At 72.9% G+C, this 16,819-nt stretch carries 16 protein-coding genes; 11 read left to right on the forward strand and 5 right to left on the reverse strand.

The window, feature by feature from the left end; all coding sequences use genetic code 11:
- The first annotated feature begins 33 nt into the window (after positions 1-33).
- The 3 genes from thrS to ACFXGX_RS16830 all read left to right on the forward strand — a co-directional run bounded on the left by thrS (position 34) and on the right by ACFXGX_RS16830 (position 2,401).
- The gene (gene thrS / locus ACFXGX_RS16820; RefSeq protein WP_384790982.1) at positions 34-1,296 is read left to right on the forward strand and encodes a threonine--tRNA ligase; all 1,263 of its coding nucleotides are present in this window, start codon (positions 34-36) and stop codon (positions 1,294-1,296) included.
- 53 nt (positions 1,297-1,349) lie between these two features.
- Entirely contained in the window at positions 1,350-1,556 is a 207-nt protein-coding gene (locus ACFXGX_RS16825) for a hypothetical protein (RefSeq protein ID WP_384790985.1), read from the forward strand.
- A 92-nt stretch (positions 1,557-1,648) separates the two neighbouring features.
- Positions 1,649-2,401 (forward strand): peptidyl-tRNA hydrolase, encoded by a 753-nt coding sequence (locus tag ACFXGX_RS16830; RefSeq protein WP_384790988.1) that lies wholly within the window; start codon positions 1,649-1,651, stop codon positions 2,399-2,401.
- 9 nt (positions 2,402-2,410) lie between these two features.
- Here ACFXGX_RS16830 and ACFXGX_RS16835 read toward each other — a convergent pair whose 3' ends face one another.
- A complete protein-coding gene (locus tag ACFXGX_RS16835) occupies positions 2,411-2,884 on the reverse strand; it encodes a hypothetical protein (RefSeq protein ID WP_384790991.1) in 474 nt (157 codons plus the stop codon).
- Positions 2,885-3,176: 292 nt separating this feature from the next.
- Between ACFXGX_RS16835 and ACFXGX_RS16840 the strand changes: the two genes are divergently transcribed.
- Complete coding sequence (locus ACFXGX_RS16840) at positions 3,177-3,407, forward strand: DUF397 domain-containing protein (protein WP_355767705.1); 231 nt, start codon at positions 3,177-3,179, stop codon at positions 3,405-3,407.
- Between the two features lie 129 nt (positions 3,408-3,536).
- Positions 3,537-4,457, forward strand: coding sequence for a helix-turn-helix domain-containing protein (locus tag ACFXGX_RS16845; protein ID WP_384790994.1), 921 nt, complete (start codon positions 3,537-3,539; stop codon positions 4,455-4,457).
- A 52-nt stretch (positions 4,458-4,509) separates the two neighbouring features.
- On the opposite strand, the gene ACFXGX_RS16850 is transcribed toward ACFXGX_RS16845, so the two are convergent.
- Entirely contained in the window at positions 4,510-5,328 is an 819-nt protein-coding gene (locus tag ACFXGX_RS16850) for an SAM-dependent methyltransferase (RefSeq protein ID WP_384790997.1), read from the reverse strand.
- Between the two features lie 443 nt (positions 5,329-5,771).
- On the opposite strand from ACFXGX_RS16850, the gene ACFXGX_RS16855 reads away from it, so the two are divergent.
- The 4 genes from ACFXGX_RS16855 to ACFXGX_RS16870 all read left to right on the forward strand — a co-directional run bounded on the left by ACFXGX_RS16855 (position 5,772) and on the right by ACFXGX_RS16870 (position 11,032).
- Entirely contained in the window at positions 5,772-7,205 is a 1,434-nt protein-coding gene (locus ACFXGX_RS16855; RefSeq protein WP_384791000.1) for a DUF692 domain-containing protein, read from the forward strand.
- A 310-nt stretch (positions 7,206-7,515) separates the two neighbouring features.
- Positions 7,516-8,283, forward strand: a complete 768-nt coding sequence (locus tag ACFXGX_RS16860; protein ID WP_384791003.1) for a DUF4142 domain-containing protein — start codon at positions 7,516-7,518, stop codon at positions 8,281-8,283.
- A gap of 196 nt (positions 8,284-8,479) precedes the next feature.
- On the forward strand, positions 8,480-9,271 hold the full coding sequence (locus ACFXGX_RS16865) for a TIGR04222 domain-containing membrane protein (protein WP_384791006.1): 792 nt from the start codon (positions 8,480-8,482) through the stop codon (positions 9,269-9,271).
- Positions 9,272-9,442: 171 nt separating this feature from the next.
- Complete coding sequence (locus ACFXGX_RS16870) at positions 9,443-11,032, forward strand: alpha/beta hydrolase (RefSeq protein ID WP_384791009.1); 1,590 nt, start codon at positions 9,443-9,445, stop codon at positions 11,030-11,032.
- A gap of 105 nt (positions 11,033-11,137) precedes the next feature.
- Here the strand turns inward: ACFXGX_RS16870 and hemQ are convergent, their stop codons facing one another.
- Positions 11,138-11,869, reverse strand: coding sequence for a hydrogen peroxide-dependent heme synthase (gene hemQ / locus ACFXGX_RS16875; RefSeq protein ID WP_384791012.1), 732 nt, complete (start codon positions 11,867-11,869; stop codon positions 11,138-11,140).
- Between the two features lie 4 nt (positions 11,870-11,873).
- Positions 11,874-13,358 (reverse strand): protoporphyrinogen oxidase, encoded by a 1,485-nt coding sequence (gene hemG / locus ACFXGX_RS16880; RefSeq protein ID WP_384791016.1) that lies wholly within the window; start codon positions 13,356-13,358, stop codon positions 11,874-11,876.
- A gap of 195 nt (positions 13,359-13,553) precedes the next feature.
- Here hemG and ACFXGX_RS16885 point away from each other — a divergent pair, with 195 nt between their 5' ends.
- Positions 13,554-14,828, forward strand: coding sequence for a DUF4349 domain-containing protein (locus ACFXGX_RS16885; RefSeq protein ID WP_384791019.1), 1,275 nt, complete (start codon positions 13,554-13,556; stop codon positions 14,826-14,828).
- A 27-nt stretch (positions 14,829-14,855) separates the two neighbouring features.
- Positions 14,856-16,274, forward strand: coding sequence for an FAD-dependent oxidoreductase (locus ACFXGX_RS16890; RefSeq protein WP_384791022.1), 1,419 nt, complete (start codon positions 14,856-14,858; stop codon positions 16,272-16,274).
- A 69-nt stretch (positions 16,275-16,343) separates the two neighbouring features.
- Here the strand turns inward: ACFXGX_RS16890 and ACFXGX_RS16895 are convergent, their stop codons facing one another.
- Positions 16,344-16,676, reverse strand: a complete 333-nt coding sequence (locus ACFXGX_RS16895; protein ID WP_384791025.1) for a hypothetical protein — start codon at positions 16,674-16,676, stop codon at positions 16,344-16,346.
- Positions 16,677-16,819: the final 143 nt, after the last annotated feature.

Here is a 16,819-nt window from a genome sequence, read left to right on the forward strand (position 1 = left end):
GTGTCCCTTTGTGTTGTTTCTACCCCCGGGGGGGTGTGCCCGGGGGCTTCGCCGTGTGGTCGCTCGCCCTCCGCAAGCGAGGAGACCACCATGAACGACCACCGCCGACTCGGCCGCGAACTGGGCCTGTTCGACACCGACCCCCTCATGGGCGCCGGACTTCCGTACTGGCTGCCGGACGGCGCCGCCGTGCGGTACGCCCTGGAGGAGTACGTCCGCGACGCCGAGCGGCGGGCCGGCTATCGGCACGTGTACTCACCGGTGCTGGGCAAGAGGGAGCTGTACGAGATCTCGGGACACTGGTCGCACTACGGCGACGACATGTTCCCGCCCATGGAACTCGGCGGGGAACAGATGCTGTTGCGGCCGAGCCTGTGCCCCCACCACGCGCTGATCTACCGGTCCCGCCCGCACAGCTACCGCGAACTGCCCTTTCGCATGCCTGAGTTGGGTGGCATGTACCGCTCCGAACTGTCGGGCGTGCTGGGCGGCCTGACCCGCGTGCGCGCCATCCAGCTCAACGACGCGCATATCTTCTGCACCCCGGACCAGGTCGCCGAGGAGGCCTCCGCGGCCCTCGCGCTGATCCGCGCCGCGTACGACGCCATGGGCATCGAGGCGTCCCGATACCGGCTGTCGCTGCCGGGCCCGGGAGGGAAGTACGTCGCCGATCCGGAGCTGTGGCGCAGATCGGCCGCGCTGCTGCGCGAGGTCCTCGACGGGTCGGGGGTGGCGTACGAGGCCGTCGAGGGCGAGGCCGCGTTCTACGGGCCCAAGATCGACGTCCAGATCGCCGACCCGGGGGGCCGTGAGTCCACCCTCTCCACCGTTCAGGTCGACTTCCACCAGCCCGAGCGCTTCGATCTGCGCTACATCGGCGCCGACGGCGCGAAACACCGGCCGGTCATGGTGCACCGCAGCGTGATCGGCAGTCTGGAACGGGCCGTCGCCCACCTCATCGAGGTGCACGGCGGCGCCTTCCCCGCCTGGCTCGCCCCCACCCAGGTGGCGGTCCTGCCCGTGTCCGAGGCCGAGACCGAGCAGGCGCTTCGGCTCGTACGCCGCTGCCGCGACCAGGGTCTGCGTGCCGAGCTCGCCGCCCCGGACGAGGGCAGCCTGGGCGCCCGGGTGCGTGCCGCCCGGCTGGTCCCGTACCAGGCGGTGATCGGTCCCCGGGAGGCGGCCGCCGGTCTGATCGCCCTGCGCCTGCGCGACGGAAGCCGTCTCGATCCCCGGCCGGCCGACGAGGTCCTGCACGAGATCGGCCGGCGGACCAGGTCGCGGGGCACCGGGTGAAGGCACCCGTCGCGCGGCACCGGGTGAAGGCACCCTCCTCCTAAGCTGGAGGCATGAGCGACGACTACTGCGCGACCGGCGCGGACGGGCCGGCCGGGGAGTCCCGCGACGCCCTCGACACGGCGGGGCAGGACGGGCCGCCGTACGCGGAGTGCGTGCTGTGCCGTGAACCGACCGAGTATCCCGAGTCGTACAGGGGCATCACGCTGTGCCCCGTCTGCGACTGGCAGGAGGCGCAGCGCACCGCGTGTTCGGGCTGACCGGCCCGGACGGACGGACGGTCCGTGGGACGGACGGCGCCGGAACCGGACCGTCCGTCCGGAACGGATCTTCCGCCTGGCAGACTGGGGGCGTGAGCAGCGACGACCCGACCCCCGCAGACGACAGCCCGTTCCGCGACGAGCCCACGGCGCGCGACACCGCACGCCAGTTCGTGCTGCCGCTGGTGGTGCACATCGAGAAGGACGCGCCCCCGGCGCGCACCGACGCGCTGGAGACCTCCGCCCGGGCCGTGCTGACCATGCTGAGCGACGAGCGTTCGCTCGGGGACGGCGTCTGGGCGCAGGCGATGCGGGACTGGCAGGACGCCCGGATCCGCAAGGTCGTACGGCGGGCGCGCGGAGCCGAGTGGCGGCGGGCCGAGGCGCTGCCCGGCATCACCGTGACCGGGCGGTCCGCGGAGGTGCGGGTGTTCCCGCCGGTGCCGCTGGACGGCTGGCCCAAGGACCTGGCGCGGCTCCAGGTGTCCGGTACGGATCTCGACGATCCGGAACCGCCGGCACCGGCCGATCCGGCGGCGCCCGTGCTGTGGCTCAATCCGGAACTCGGCATGTCGGCGGGCAAGACGATGGCGCAGACGGGCCATGGCGCCCAACTGGCCTGGTGGGAGCTGTCGGAGAAGGAGCGGACCGCCTGGCGCGAGTCGGGCTTCGCGCTCTCGGTGCGTACCGCCGATCCGGCCCACTGGCGTGAACTCAGCGTCTCCGAGGTGCCGTTGGTCCGTGACGCGGGGTTCACGGAGATCGCTCCCGGGCTGACGGTCGCCGTCGAGGGACACGACCGCGTGGGCGCCCTGCCGCAACGCGCCGCGGATCCGGCGGACTGACGACGGGCTCTACTCGGCCAGGGTGGTGGCGAGTTGGGCGGTGACGCGGACGATCTCGGTGTCCGGCTCGGCGAGCAGGTGCTGAAGGGTGCCGCGGTGGGCGCGGACGGCCTGGCGGGCCTCGCGCTCCCAGCCGACCCAGTTCTCCCGGCGGTTGAGGAGTTTGGGGTACGCGGCGGCGGTGCGTTCCCACTGCCGGGCGTCCGCGATGTCTCTCAGAAGCTGGATTATCTGGACGCGGCAGGTGACCTGGGGGAGTTCGGCGAGCTCCCAGAGGAAGGGGACGGTGGCGGCGGTCGCCTGCTCCACGACGAATCCGAACTGGCAGATTCGTTCCCTCAGGTCCTGGAGTGCCGCCCTGGCGGTTGCCGCGTCACCCCAGGCGACGGTGTTGAGCAGGAAGGGGATGGCTTCCGCCGACCCCTTGGAGTCCTTGATCTCGTCCCACGACACGCGTGCCAGGTTCCTGAGTGGTGTGGCCATTTCCGCTCCCTCCGAAGGCGTCGGACAGTGCCAGGTGCGCGGGCGGGCCGAGGGCCCGTCCCGGACGATCACGCTCCCCGTGGAGCGGCTGAGCCGACGTCAGTACTGGCCTCTGGCAACGAGGTTGACGCCACGGCTATTATCCACGCTGACAGCGTCTTCGTGCAATTGCACGAGAAATTGCATGAAGTCGGAGAGACGCGTGGGCCACGTGAGGCCCGGGCCGGAGCCCGCGACCGGGCGGCCGGCCCGGTCGCGCACCTGGTGGAACGTCAGCAAGGAGAGTGCGTTGGTGCCATCAGTGCCGAACGGGGTGCGGGCGAGCTCGCTGGGCGCCTCCTGGATCAAGAGCAGGCACAGCAATGCCGAAGGCAACTGCGTCGAAGTGGCCGCGCTGGGCGACGGACGGATAGCGGTCCGCAACTCCCGTGACCCCGACGGCCCGGCCCTCGTCTACACCCCGGCGGAAGTGGCCGCGTTCCTCGCCGGCGCGAAGGACGGGGAGTTCGACCACCTGCTCTGAGCCCGGCCCCCGACGCGCCGAACTCCGTTGAAACGGAAGGATGGTTGTCCACTTCTGTCTCTCCATGCGGCAGAGTCCGGCGCAGTGCGATAATTTTGGCTGTCTTCTGCCGGTCGACTGGGAGTCAGGATGTCCGTCGAGTCACCCCGCTCCTCCCGCCTCGAACCGTATCTGAGCCGGGAGGAGCCCGCCCCCACTCTGCTGAAGATGCTGGTCGGCGTGCAGCTCTCCGGCGCCCGCGAGGACGCCGGGCTCTCCCAGGAACAGGCGGCGCGCTCCCTCGGGTTCAGCGCGGCGAAACTGTCGCGCATAGAGGCGGGCAAGGGCCGTCGGCCACCGACGGAGGACGACGTCCGCGCACTGCTCGGGCTGTACGGGACCGAGGACTACGAGATCTCGGTCCTGCTCAGACTGCTCAAGCGCGCGGGCGAGCCGGGCTGGTGGCAGCGCTACGACAAGCGGCTGATGCCCGAGTGGTTCGACCGGCTGGTCGGCCTCCAGGAGGCGGCCACCACCATCCGTACCTTCGAGATCCAGTACGTTCCGGGCCTGTTGCAGACTCCCGACTACACGCGGGCCGTGGTGGAACGCGGGCTGCCGACGGCGCCCGCCGCCGAGGTGCAGCGCCGCGTGGAGCTGCGCATGCGCAGACGGGAGCTGCTGGACCGGGTGGACGCCCCTCAACTGTGGGCCGTCGTCGACGAGTCCGTGCTGCTGCGCGTTCTGGGCAGCCGCGAGGTGATGCGCGCCCAGCTCGAGCACCTCATCGAGATGGCCCAGCGTCCCCATGTGGTCGTGCAGATCGTGCCGTTGGACGTCACCAACGCCTCCGCGCCGGCCATCCCCGTCACCTATCTGCGCTTCGGCGGCGTCGAACTGCCCGACATCGTCTATCTGGAGCACATCAGGAGCGCCAACTTCCTGGAGGACCGCGACGAGACGGAGGAGTACCGGGTGGTACTGGACCGGCTCGCCGACGAGGCCCTGAGCCCCCGCGCGTCCCTCGCGCTGCTGCGCGGCACGGTGGAACAGCGGTACGCCCGCGGCTGATGCGCGCGTGGCGTCGCCGGGCAGACGGGAATTGCCGGACGGGCCCTGGGGCCTAGCGGATCCGGCCGACGCCGCCGAACTCGATCCACTCCTGCGTGAGCTGGCGCGGCACGACGTCGGTGTCCGGCCGCCAGGTGGACACCTCGACCAGTCCGGGTTCGAGGACGTCCATGCCGTCGAAGAACTCCTCCACGTCCTTCTCCTGGCGGACCCGGCCCCAGTGCCCCTGCGTCGCGGTGTCCATGAAGCCGGTGACGAAGTCGCGGACCTCGGCGTCCTCGCTGACCAGTTGGCACATCACCATGAAGCTGCCGGGCGCCAGCCGCTCGGTGACCCGGCGGATCACGGCGACGGGTCCGTCGGTGTCGCTGTCCGGGATGCAGTGGAACACCGAGTTGAACAGCACGGCCACCGGCTGCTCGAGGTCGATCAGCCGCCGGGTGTCGGCGTGGGAGAAGATCTCCTCCGTCTGCCGCAGGTCGGCGTGGATGACGGCGGTCCGCTCGTTCTGGTCGAGCAGGGCCCGGCCGTGGACCAGCACCATCGGGTCGACGTCGACGTAGACGACACGGGAGGTCCCGTCGACCGCCTGGGCGACCTGGTGCACGTTGTTCTGGGTGGGCAGGCCGGATCCGTGGTCGAGGAACTGCCTGATCCCGTAGCCGTCCGCCAGCGTCCGGACCACCCGCTGGAGGAAGCGCCGGTTGTTCAGGGCGAGCGCGCGCGTGCTGGGCACGACCTTGTCCAGCTCCTCGCAGGCCGCCCGGTCGGCGGCGTAGTTGTCCTTGCCGCCGAGGTAGTGGTCGTACATGCGCGCGGCCGTGGGCACCGTGGCGTCGATCGACGTGGACAGCTTCTCGCCAGGCTGCATCGTTCCCCCAGATCAGTGTCGGCCTGCCTGTCCGGCCCGACCGGCAATCCATCTTAGGGAAACGGAAGTTGGCGTTACCACCCCCCGAACGAAGGACGTGGGAGGGCTTTCCGGCCAACTCTCGGCCCTCGTTCTCCGTGGTGGCGCGAAGGGACCGATCAGCGGGGTTCGGTGTCATGGGGGCCCGGCGCTGCCGGCTTCGCGGGCGCCACCGCCGCGCTCCTCCTCGTCGGCGCCGGTCCGCTCCTCCTCGTCGGCGCCGGTCCGCTCTTCGGCGTCCGGCGCGGAGCGGCGGCGCGGAACCTCAAATCTTGCTCTGAACGTCCGCCCCGGTGGGTTCGGACCCGGCTCCCGGGGCCATGACCTGGTCACGCCGGTGCACCGGCCGTCGTGGGGAGCGACGTACGGGCGGGCGCGGCCGAGGCCGTGACGGAGGAGGGGACATGACGAAGCCGGGGCGGCTGGGTACGGGAATCGGGTGGCGGCCGGAGATCGCCGACGCCGTGGAGAGGATGCCCGGCATCGACTGGGTCGAGGCCGTGGCGGAGAACGTGTGCCCCGGTCATCTCCCCGAGTCGCTGCTGCGGCTGCGCGAGCGGGGTGTCACGGTGGTGCCGCACGGCGTCTCCCTGGGCCTCGGCGGCGCCGACCGGCCCGACGAGACGCGGCTCACCGCGCTCGCGGAGCGCGCCGAGGCGCTGGGCTCACCGCTCGTCACGGAACACATCGCGTTCGTCCGGGCGGGCGGCCCGCTCACCGCGTCACCGCTCCTGGAGGCCGGGCACCTGCTGCCCGTTCCGCGCACCCGGGACGCGCTGCGCGTCCTGTGCGAGAACGTCCGCGCCGCCCAGGCCGCGCTCCCCGTCCCCCTCGCCGTGGAGAACATCGCCGCGCTGATCTCCTGGCCCGGCGAGGAGATGACCGAGGGACAGTTCCTCTACGACCTGGCCGACCGCACCGGCGTCCGGCTGCTCATCGACGTGGCCAACCTCCACACCAACCACGTCAACCGCGGCGAAGACCCCGCCAAGGCGCTCGACGAGCTGCCCGTCGAGGCGATCGCCTACGTCCACGTCGCCGGAGGCTTCGAGCGGGACGGCGTCTGGCACGACAGCCACGCCCACCCCGTCCCACGGCCCGTGCTCGACATCCTCGCCGACCTCGCGTCCCGGGTGACCCCGCCGGGTGTCCTCCTCGAACGCGACGAGAACTTCCCGGGCCCGGCCGAACTGGAGCGGGAACTCACCGCGATCCGGAAAACCCTGGAGAAGCCGGAGAAGGCGGAGACCGCGCCCCGGGCGACCGGGCGCGACAGGGTGACCCTGGTGGGGGCCGGTGCCGCTCTCCCGGCGGCCGAACCCGCCGAACCCGCCGAAGTGGCCGAAGTGGCCGAAGTGGCCGCGACAGACGAGGTGGCCGAGGCGGATGCTCACGCCGGGGCGGACGCCCACGCCGAGGCGGGAGACGCCCCCCGTCAGCGGGTGGCACTGGCGCAGGCCGCCCTGCTGTCCGCGCTGGTCGCCGGGACCCCCGCGCCCGAGGGCTTCGACCGCGTCCGCCTCGGGGTGCAGGCGCGCGCCCTCGCCGCCAAGCGGGCGGACGTCGTGGCGAAGGTGGCCCCGGAGCTGCCGGAGATCCTGGCCGACGGCTACCGGCCGGCGTTCCTCGCGTACGCGCAGCGGCGTCCGATGACCGGCGGTTACCGCCGTGACGCCCTGGACTTCGCCGAACACCTGCTGCTCGCGGGGCTCCCGGAGGGCGCCACGGCCGGGCGGCTGCGCGCGTGGTGGCTGGAACGGTCGGGTCCCGCACCGCTGTCCGGGCGTCCCGTGGCCCGGCTCGCCAGGGCCACCCGCAGAGTGCTGCTCCGCCGCTGAGTCGCCTCGCCGGCGGTTCCGCCGATCCGCCGGCGCGCGGCCCGGCCGTCGCGGGCCGCCCCGACCGGGCACCCGACACACCTCGTCCGCGGAGTGTGCCCGGAGTAACACCGCACCATGTGAAGGCGATGTGTGCGTCCATTTAAGGCTGCTTATTGCTGGTTTGGCGTACGCACGAACCACCGCAACCGGCGCCTTCCACCCTCGTCCCGATCCGTCCTTCGTGTACGGCAGTTGGCGTAGAGCCCCCAGTAGCATGCCAACCCGCACCCGAAGCGCATTAGCGTGCGGTGCCGCAACGGGAGGCACCATGCGATCCGACAACCACACCGGACCGGTCAGTGGAACAGGGCTCATCATCGCCGCCCTGCTGGCGACCCTGGTCGCGCTGGCCTTTCCGATCTGGTCGTACGCGGACCGCGCCGGCACCGGCCTCGACACCCTGGACTCCGGGACCGTGCCGAGCCCGTACGGTCCGCTGTCGGGCCTGGACCGGGAGTTCGTCACCAGGGTCCGGCTGGCCGGTCTGTGGGAGCTGCCCGCGGGCCAGCAGGCCCAGGAGCGCGGTACCACCCAGGCCGTACGGACGGCCGGACAGCACCTGATCGAGGGGCACACGTTCCTCGACGCGCGCGTCCGCAGCGTCGCCGCGCGACTCAGCCTGGAACTCCCCAGCCAGCCCAGTGCGCAGCAGCGTCAATGGCTGTCCACGCTCAGCGCGGCGCACGGCACGCTGTACGACCGGGACTTCGCGAACATCCTGCGCGCGGCGCACGGCAAGGTGTTCGCCATGGTCGCCCAGGTCCGCGCGAACACCCGCAACTCGCTCGTACGCGATCTCGCCGACGACGCGAACACCACCGTGCTCGACCACATCAAGGTCCTCGAAGCGACCGGATACGTGGACTTCGACGCGCTCGCCGAGGACGCGGCCACCGCGAGCCCGCCGCCGCTCACCAACGCCCCCGCGCCGCCCGGCCCGGTGCCGTCCCCGTCGTCGCCGGTCCCGGTGACCCCGTCCTCGGGCTACCCGCTCCCCCCGGCCGCCGCACGCCCCAACCCGTCGGCCGGCTCCTGAGCGATCGAGGCCGGGTCATCCGCCAGAAGCCTGTCTCAGATCCTCAAGAGCGGCCCGGACCATACGAGTTGAGCGTGTGGCGGAGGTCGAGCACCGGGGCACGCGACAAACGGAACATCACGTACCGGCATCGGCTCCGTCCCACATAGTGGGTGGAGCATGGCGCCCACCCGGCCCCATCGCATAGAAAAACGCCATGTTCTGGGTCCTTCTCCTGATCCTCGCCTGGGTGGCGGCCGGTGTCTCCTGCACCCGGCTGTGTCTGGCCGCGCTCCACACCGCGTCGCTCGACGCCGACGCCGCGCACGGGCACGACCTCACGCTGTACGAGGCCGCGTTCCTGTCCGGCGGACCGGCCCGGGTGGCCGACCTGACCCTGGTGTCGATGGCCCGCCAGCGTCGCCTGCTGCTCGCGCACACCGGCTGGGCCACCGTCGTCGACCCGCGCGGGCGCGACGACATGGAGCGCTCGGTCATCGGGGCGATCGGACCCGAGGGCCAGTCCCGGATAGCTCCGCTGCGGGCGGCGACCGCCACCGCCGACTCCGTACGCCGTCTCGCGGACCGTCTGGTCGCGGCCGGTCTCGCCGTCCCCGACGGGGCCCGCACCACGGTCGCGGGGGCCGTCCGCCAGGTCCAGGCCGCCGCGGCCGGGGTCCTCGCGCTGGGCGTCGCGGCCCTGCTGCTGCCGGGCCAGGCCCCGGGCAGCGATGTCCCGGTGGCCGTCTGGTTCCTGCTCCCGCTCATCCTGACGCTGAGCTGTCTCGCCATAGCCCGGATCGAGGTGCACCCCTGCACCCGCTGGGCCTCCCCGGCCGGGCAGCGGCTGCTCGGCACCCTGGCCCGGCACTCCGACGCCTCCGGTGACGACCGTACGTACCTCACCTCCGTCGCCGTACGCGGCATCCGCGCGGTCGGCGAGCCCGAACTGCGGGCGGCCCTGGCGCACCGCGACCGCGACACCTCCTGGCGGCAGGAAGCCCGCTAGGTCGTGTCCGGGGCCCGCGTCCGACACGCCCGGAAGCCCCGAGGGGGCTGAAAGGAGTCCGCGGGGGCGCATCGGGGTCATTGGCGCCGACACCGGCGTGCGGTGCTTTACTTCGCCGACCGCCGAACGAAGCATCCTTCTGTCGCTGCCGCGCGCTGAAGGGATTCGCGAATGAGAGCTGCCGTCCTCCACGGAACCGCAGGGTCCTTGCTCCTGACCGGTCTCGTCGCCGCTCCCGCGGACGGCGCGCAGGCCTGGCCGGACCCGGTCGGATCCGCCGAGACGCGCGGCACCGCCGTCGCCGCCGGGCGCGCCGCCGCCGCGGGCATCCGCTTCGGCAAGTGCCCCAAGGAGGAGCACCTGCCGGCGAGCCTGAAGTGCGGCACGGTCACGGTGCCCCTCGACTACACCCTCCCCGACGGCAAACGGATCAGACTGACCGTCAGCCGTGTGAAGGCCACCGGCAAGGACCCGCACAACGCGAAGCACAAGGTGCCGCGCCAGGGCTCCCTCGTCTACAACCCCGGCGGTCCCGGCGCCTCCGGCATGTACTTCCCGCTGATCGGCCTGCTGCCCGAATGGAAGCGGATCGGAGCCGCGTACGACCTCGTCGGCTACGCCCCGCGCGGCGTCGGCCGTTCGGCGCCGCTGTCCTGCCGGGACCCCCAGCACCTGCCGAAGCCGCTCCTCCAGGCCCCGGCGGTCCCCTCGGAGTCGTTCAAGAAGGCACGGATCGCGGAGGCCAAGGCGTACGCCCGCGGCTGCGCCCGGCGTTCGGGCCCCGCCCTGCGCCACTACACCTCGCTCAACAACGCCCGTGACCTGGACGTGCTGCGGGCCGCGCTCGGCGAGCGGAAGCTGACGTTCATGGGTGCCTCGTACGGGACGTACTTCGGTTCCCTGTACGCGACGCTGTTCCCCTCGCACGTAAGACGCATGGTCTTCGACTCGGCCGTGAACCCCGACCCCGAGAAGGTCTGGTACGGCAACAACCTCGACCAGTCGGCCGCGTTCGAGACCCGCTGGGCGGACTTCCGCGCGTGGATCGCCCGGCACGACAAGGTGTACGGGCTGGGCCGCACCGCCGGGGCCGTGCGGCGCTCCTACGAGAAGGCGCGGGCCCGGCTCGCCGCCTCGCCCGCGGGCGGCACGGTGGGTCCCGCCCAGCTTCAGGGCGCGTTCCTGCAGGCCGGGTACTTCGACGACTACTGGCCGCAGCGCGCGCTGGCGCTGTCCGCCTATCTGAAGGGCGATCCGAAGCCGCTGATCCAGGTGGCGGGACCGCATCCGGAGGCGACCGCCGAGCAGGAGAACGGCAGCGCGGTCTACACGGCCGTGGAGTGCAACGACGCGCCCTGGCCCACCGACTGGCGCACCTGGGACCGCGACAACACCCGGCTCGCGCGGGTCGCCCCGTTCGAGACCTGGGACAACGTGTGGATGAATCTGCCGTGCGCGTACTGGTCCGCGCCCCGGCGGAAGCCGCTCGACGTACGGACCCTGCCCGGGGAGCTGCCTCCGACGCTGATCCTGGCCGCCGAGCGGGACGCGGCGACGCCGTACGACGGCGCGAAGGAACTTCAGCGACGGCTGTGGGGCTCGGTGCTGGTGACGGAGAACGGCGCCGGCACCCACGGGATCGCGGGTGGCCCCAACAAGTGCGTCAACGGCTATCTGGACGCCTATCTCCTGGAGGGCCGGCTCCCCGGCCGCGACGCGGGATGCGCACCGCACCGCGAGCCGGTGGCGCGGGCAAACTGACCGGCTCCGGAAACCCGGAAGGCGGGCGTCCCCCGGAGGGGCGCCCGCCTTTGCGCGGGAACGGCCGGTGAGGTGCCGGGACCGCCGGGCGGGATGCCGGGACGGTCAGGCGAGGCCCGCGACCAGTTCGGCGACGTCCTTGCGGCGGCCGGTGTAGAACGGGACCTCCTCGCGGACGTGCATCCGTGCCTCGGAGGCGCGCAGGTGGCGCATGAGGTCGACGATGCGGTAGAGCTCGTCGGCCTCGAAGGCGAGCATCCACTCGTAGTCGCCGAGCGAGAACGAGGCGACCGTGTTCGCGCGGACGTCGGGGTAGCCGCGGGCCATCTTGCCGTGGTCGGCGAGCATCCGGCGGCGGTCCTCGTCGGGCAGCAGGTACCAGTCGTAGGAGCGCACGAAGGGGTAGACGCTGACGTAGTCGCGGGGCGTCTCGTCGGCGAGGAACGCCGGGATGTGCGAGCGGTTGAACTCGGCCGGACGGTGCAGCGCCATGTTCGACCAGACCGGCTCCAGCGCGCGGCCCAGCTTCGTACGGCGGAAGAGGTTGTACGCCTCCTGGAGCTGGTCACTGGTCTCGGCGTGCCACCAGATCATGACGTCGGCGTCGGCGCGCAGCCCCGAGACGTCGTAGGTGCCACGGACGGTGACGTCCTTCGCGGCGAGCTGGTCGAACAGCTCCTGGACCTCGTCGGCGTATCCGGCGCGGTCCTCGGGGAGCACGTCCTTCAGCTTGAAGACCGACCACAGGGTGTAGCGGATGGCCTCGTTCAGGTCCTTGGCCAGCTTGCCCTTGTTCGGGATCCTGGCCGGCTCGGTGGTGGGGGCGTCGTCACTCATGCGGCTATTCTCCCGCGCCGCCGTGCAGGCTCTGCACCGGGTCGGCCCGCAGCGCCTCCAGCCCGGCGCCGTCGCCGCCGAGCCGGTCGACGGCTGCGTACGCGGACGCGATGCAGGCCGGGATGCCGACCCCGTCGTACGCCGCGCCGCACACCGCGAGGCCGGGCAGTTTCCCGACGTGCTCGCGGACGCGGGCCACGCGCGCGTGGTGACCGACCGGGTACTGGGGCAGGCCGTCGTCCCAGCGCGTCACCCGGGTCTCCACCGGCTCGGCGTCGAGCCCGGTCGCCTCCCGCAGGTCGTGCCGGGACACCTCGACGAGATCGGCGTCGGGCCTGCCGAGCACCTCCGTCTCGCCGTACCGCCCGACGGAGGTGCGCAGGACCAGCAGGCCGGGGTCCTGGTCGGCGATCCAGCCCCACTTGCGGGAGGCGAAGGTGGACGCCTTGATGGTGTGCCCGTCGACCGGCGGCACCAGGAAGCCGCTTCCTTCGGGGAGGGTGACGCCCTCGCCGCGGTAGGCGAGGGTCACCAGGGCCATCGACGCGTACTCCACGGCGGCCAGTTCGGCCGCCGCGGCCGGGGCCTCGGCCCGCAGCAGCGCTGAGGCGGCCGGGGCGGGCAGCGCGAGGACGACCGCGTCGGCGTTCAGGACCCGGTCCCCGGCGACGACACGCCAGGTGGCGCGGGCCGGCTCGCCGGCCCCGGCCGCCGTGGTCCTGCGCAGCTCGGTCACCGGGGTCCCGGTGAGGATCTCGCCCCCGCGTGCCGTCACCGACGCGGCCACGGCGAGCGGCAGCCGGCCCACTCCCCCGTCGATGCCCATGAACACCGGGCCGCTCTGCCCGGCGGTGGCCGCCTTCTCCTGGATCTCGCGGACCGCCCCGGTCAGGGAGGTGTGGGTGCGGGCGGCCGCGTAGAGCTGGGGGACGGCCAGGCGCAGCGAGATGCGGTAGGCGTCGCCCGCGTACACCCCGCCGAGGAGGGGTTCCACCAGGCGGTCGACGACCTCGCGGCCGAGGCGCGCCGCCACGTACTCGCCGACGGCGACGTCCTCGCCGACCTCGGTACGCGGCAGGTCGGCGTCGCGCTCGATGCGGCGCAGGCCTTCTTCGGAGAGGACGCCGGCGACGGCGGACGCGTCGCCGGGGACGCCCATGACGTGGCCCTTGGGCATGGGGCGCAGGGTTCCGCGGGTCCACAGGAAGGCTGACGCGGTGGCGGGCGGCTGGAGGCGGTCGCCCAGTCCGGCCTCACGGGCGAGGTCCACGGCCTCGGGGCGGCGCGCGAGCATCGACTCGGCACCGAGGTCGACGCGCGCGCCCGCGATCTCGCCGGCCAGCAGCTTGCCTCCGACGCGGTCCGACGCCTCCAGGACGGTGACGCGCGCGCCCCGCCCGAGCAGGCGGTGAGCCGCGGCAAGCCCCGCGATCCCTCCGCCGACGACCACGACGTGTCCCGAACCCCCGGGGGTGTCCTCTTCGCGCATGCCTCCACCTTCTCAGACGTCCCCGTCGCCTTGGGCGGGGAGCCAGGTGTCCCGCGCGAGTCCGGACCGTGACCGCATCGGGACCGGAGTGGGCCAACGTCCCGTGCCCCTCCGGCGTCGAAGAATCGTCAGTCGTCACCATCCTGGGGGTAGGCCCGCATGCACACACGCAGCTCCGGACATCCGCTCCGGCCCATGGCACCCGTCCGGTCGGCCTCGTCCGCGTCGCCCGTACCGTCCGCCTCTTTCGCCTCTTCCGCCTCGCCCGCGGCGCCGGTGCGCGCCGTCCGTGCCACCCGGGTCATGGCGGCGGCGTTCCTCGTCGCCTCGCTCGCGCTGGCCGGGTGCGGCGCCGCCGACGACGCGGGGACCGCGAGCGACAAGTCGGTCGCGCGAGGCGACGCGAACGCCGCCCCCGCCGAGCAGGCGGACTCGGGGGCCGCGGGGAGCGGGGCGTCGAACGGCCGCAAGGCGGCCGCTCCGCCCAAGGTGACCGTGAACAGCATCATCCGTACGGCCTCGCTGACCGTCGTGGTGAAGGACGTTCCCGGGGCTCTGGACGACGCCCGCACGGCGGCCGAGAACGCCGGGGGCTACGTCGGCGACGAGACCACCACCCGTGACGGCCGGGACCACGAGCGAACCCGGGTCGTCCTGCGGGTGCCCACCGAGCGGTACGACGAGGTGCTCGCCGCTCTGGAGGGCGCCGGCAAGGTCGTCACGCGGACGGCCAAGGCGCAGGACGTCACCGACCAGGTCGTGGACGTGGAGAGCCGGGTCAAGTCGCAGCGCGCCAGCGTGGCCCGGGTCCGCGAACTGATGGACAAGGCCACCAGGCTCAGTGATGTGGTGGCTCTGGAGGGGGAGTTGAGCACCCGGGAGTCCGATCTGGAGGCGCTGCTCGCGCAGCAGGCGTCGCTGAAGGACCGTACGAGCCTGGCCACGATCACGCTCACCCTGTCCGAGACGCCGGTGAAGAAGGCCGAGAAGAAGGAGTCCGACCCCGGCTTCCTCGACGCGCTCTCGGGCGGCTGGCACGTGCTGGTCACCGTGGTGCGCTGGCTGGCGCTGGCCGTCGGGGCGGTGCTCCCCTTCGCGGTGGTCCTCGGCCTGATCGCCCTGGTGTGGATGCGCTGGGTGAGCCCGCGGCTGCGCAGCCGCCGGACCCCGGTGATGGCTTCGGGTCCTTCTGCAGTGGCTTCGGGTCCGTCTCCCGTGGCTTCGGGTCCGTCTCCGGTGGCTCCGGGTCCGTCTCCGGTGCCTCCGGGTCCGGCCGCGGCCGCGGTTCCTTCTCCGGCGGTGTCCGAGAGCCGTGGCCCGGCCCCGGTTCCGGCCTCGCGCCCGGCTCCGGAACCGGCTGCGGACCCGGCCTCCGGCCCGGCGGGCCCGGCGGGCTCGGCAGGCCCGGCGGGCGGCCCGGCCTCCGGGACCGCTTCCGGCGCGGGTCGGGAAGGTGGCGGGGAGGACTGAAGTGCCGGGCCCCCGTAGCGTGTTCGTATGGGTATGAGCGATACGAACGGTGCGAGCGGCGGGCGTGGCGACCGGGAACGGCTGGTCGTGATCGGCGGTGACGCGGCGGGCATGTCCGCCGCGTCACAGGCGCGCCGGCTGCGCGGTCCCGACGAGCTGGAGATCGTGGCGTTCGAGCGGGGCCACTTCACGTCGTACTCGGCGTGCGGCATCCCGTACTGGGTGGGCGGTGACGTCCCCGACCGCGACCGGCTGATCGCGCGGACCCCCGAGAAACACCGAGCGCGCGACATCGACCTGCGGATGCGTACGGAGGTCACCGGGATCGACGTCGCGGGCGCCCGGGTGCGCTCACGGGAACTCGACACCGGGGCCGAGGCGTGGACGTCGTACGACCGGCTCGTCATCGCGACCGGCGCGCGGCCGGTCCGCCCCGATCTGCCGGGCGCCGACGCGCCGGGGGTGCACGGCGTGCAGACCCTGGACGACGGGCAGGCGCTGCTCGACACGCTCGCGAGGACCGAGGGCCGCCGTGCCGTGGTCGTCGGCGCGGGCTACATCGGCGTGGAGATGGCCGAGGCGCTCATCAACCGTGGGTACGAGGTGACCGTCGTCAACCGGGGCAGGGAGCCCATGGCCACCCTCGACCCGGACATGGGCCGCCTGGTGCACACCGCCATGGAGGGCCTCGGGATCATCATGGTCGACGACGCCGAGGTCACCGCGTTCCGCACCGGCGCCGAAGGGCGGGTCAGCGCGGTCGTCACCAAGGACGCCACCTACCCGGCGGACGTGGTGGTGCTCGGCATCGGCGTACGCCCCGAGACGTCGCTGGCCCGCGCCGCCGGGCTGCCGCTCGGCGACCACGGGGGGCTGCTCACCGATCTGTCGATGCGGGTGCGCGGACACGAGGACATCTGGGCGGGCGGCGACTGCGTCGAGGTGCTCGACCTGGTGTCGGGGCGCGAACGGCACATCGCGCTGGGCACCCACGCGAACAAGCACGGGCAGGTCATCGGCTCCAACGTGGCCGGCGGATACGCCACGTTCCCCGGTGTCGTCGGCACGGCGGTGAGCAAGGTCTGCGATCTGGAGATCGCCCGCACCGGACTGCGCGAGAAGGACGCGCGCCGGGCGGGCCTCCGGTTCGAGACCGTCACCATCGAGTCGACGAGCCGCGCCGGCTACTACCCGAACGCCGCCCTCATGACGGTGAAGATGCTCGCGGAGCACCGGACGGGACGGCTGCTCGGCGTGCAGATCGTCGGCCGGGAGGGCGCGGCGAAGCGTGTGGACATCGCCGCGGTGGCGCTGACCGCGGGCATGACGGTGGAACAGATGACGATGCTGGACCTCGGCTACGCTCCGCCGTTCTCCCCGGTCTGGGACCCCGTCCTGGTCGCGGCCCGCAAAGCGGTGGCGAAGGTGCGCCGGGCAGCCTCCTGACGGGCACGGGGAGCCGGTCCCCCGCCCCGCCCGGACGGTCCGCCCGGCGGCCACCGGGCCCCGTACGGGCTACGCGGACTCGTTCCCCGCCGACCCGTTGATCCGGTCGATCGCCTGACGGGCCTGCTCCGCGGGCTGGCGGGGCGGCAGCGAGGAGACCGAGGCGGCCGCGGTCACCGCGGGCGGGGTCTGGACGGGCTTCGCGTGCGCCGCCGGGCGGGAGGACCGCAGGCGATGGCTGACGGCCTCGTCCAGGGTCACGGGCCGCTGCAGCCGGGCCGCGAGCCGTCCGGCCTCCTGGCCGAGCGCGGCGACGTCCTCCCAGGGGAGGTGCAGCACCAGCGCGATCTCCGCCTCGCCGTCGGGCAGGGCGTGCATCGGAGGCATAACTCGGTCGCTCATGGCCTGTGTCCTCACGTCTTCACGTCGTCGCGTCGTCGTACCCGCGTCGGGGGGGCCGCGGGGCGCCGGGGGGGGGGGGGTAAAAAAAGAGCCGGGGGGCCACGATTGATATTGGTTTGAGCGGTGAACCCCCCCGCGGCGGC

Origin of the sequence: Streptomyces sp. NPDC059371 (genome assembly GCF_042751995.1) — a bacterium.
Classification (GTDB): Bacteria; Actinomycetota; Actinomycetes; order Streptomycetales; family Streptomycetaceae; genus Streptomyces.

Excerpts from the sequence above, each read along its gene's own strand:
- hemQ (WP_384791012.1), bottom strand. The coding sequence starts at position 11,869 with ATGAGTGACGACGCCCCCACCACCGAGCCGGCCAGGATCCCGAACAAG.
- ACFXGX_RS16885 (WP_384791019.1), top strand. The coding sequence starts at position 13,554 with ATGGCACCCGTCCGGTCGGCCTCGTCCGCGTCGCCCGTACCGTCCGCC.
- ACFXGX_RS16890 (WP_384791022.1), top strand. The coding sequence starts at position 14,856 with ATGGGTATGAGCGATACGAACGGTGCGAGCGGCGGGCGTGGCGACCGG.
- ACFXGX_RS16860 (WP_384791003.1), top strand. The coding sequence starts at position 7,516 with ATGCGATCCGACAACCACACCGGACCGGTCAGTGGAACAGGGCTCATC.
- ACFXGX_RS16825 (WP_384790985.1), top strand. The coding sequence starts at position 1,350 with ATGAGCGACGACTACTGCGCGACCGGCGCGGACGGGCCGGCCGGGGAG.
- ACFXGX_RS16870 (WP_384791009.1), top strand. The coding sequence starts at position 9,443 with ATGAGAGCTGCCGTCCTCCACGGAACCGCAGGGTCCTTGCTCCTGACC.
- hemG (WP_384791016.1), bottom strand. The coding sequence starts at position 13,358 with ATGCGCGAAGAGGACACCCCCGGGGGTTCGGGACACGTCGTGGTCGTC.
- ACFXGX_RS16845 (WP_384790994.1), top strand. The coding sequence starts at position 3,537 with ATGTCCGTCGAGTCACCCCGCTCCTCCCGCCTCGAACCGTATCTGAGC.
- ACFXGX_RS16855 (WP_384791000.1), top strand. The coding sequence starts at position 5,772 with ATGACGAAGCCGGGGCGGCTGGGTACGGGAATCGGGTGGCGGCCGGAG.
- ACFXGX_RS16895 (WP_384791025.1), bottom strand. The coding sequence starts at position 16,676 with ATGAGCGACCGAGTTATGCCTCCGATGCACGCCCTGCCCGACGGCGAG.
- ACFXGX_RS16835 (WP_384790991.1), bottom strand. The coding sequence starts at position 2,884 with ATGGCCACACCACTCAGGAACCTGGCACGCGTGTCGTGGGACGAGATC.
- ACFXGX_RS16865 (WP_384791006.1), top strand. The coding sequence starts at position 8,480 with ATGTTCTGGGTCCTTCTCCTGATCCTCGCCTGGGTGGCGGCCGGTGTC.
- ACFXGX_RS16850 (WP_384790997.1), bottom strand. The coding sequence starts at position 5,328 with ATGCAGCCTGGCGAGAAGCTGTCCACGTCGATCGACGCCACGGTGCCC.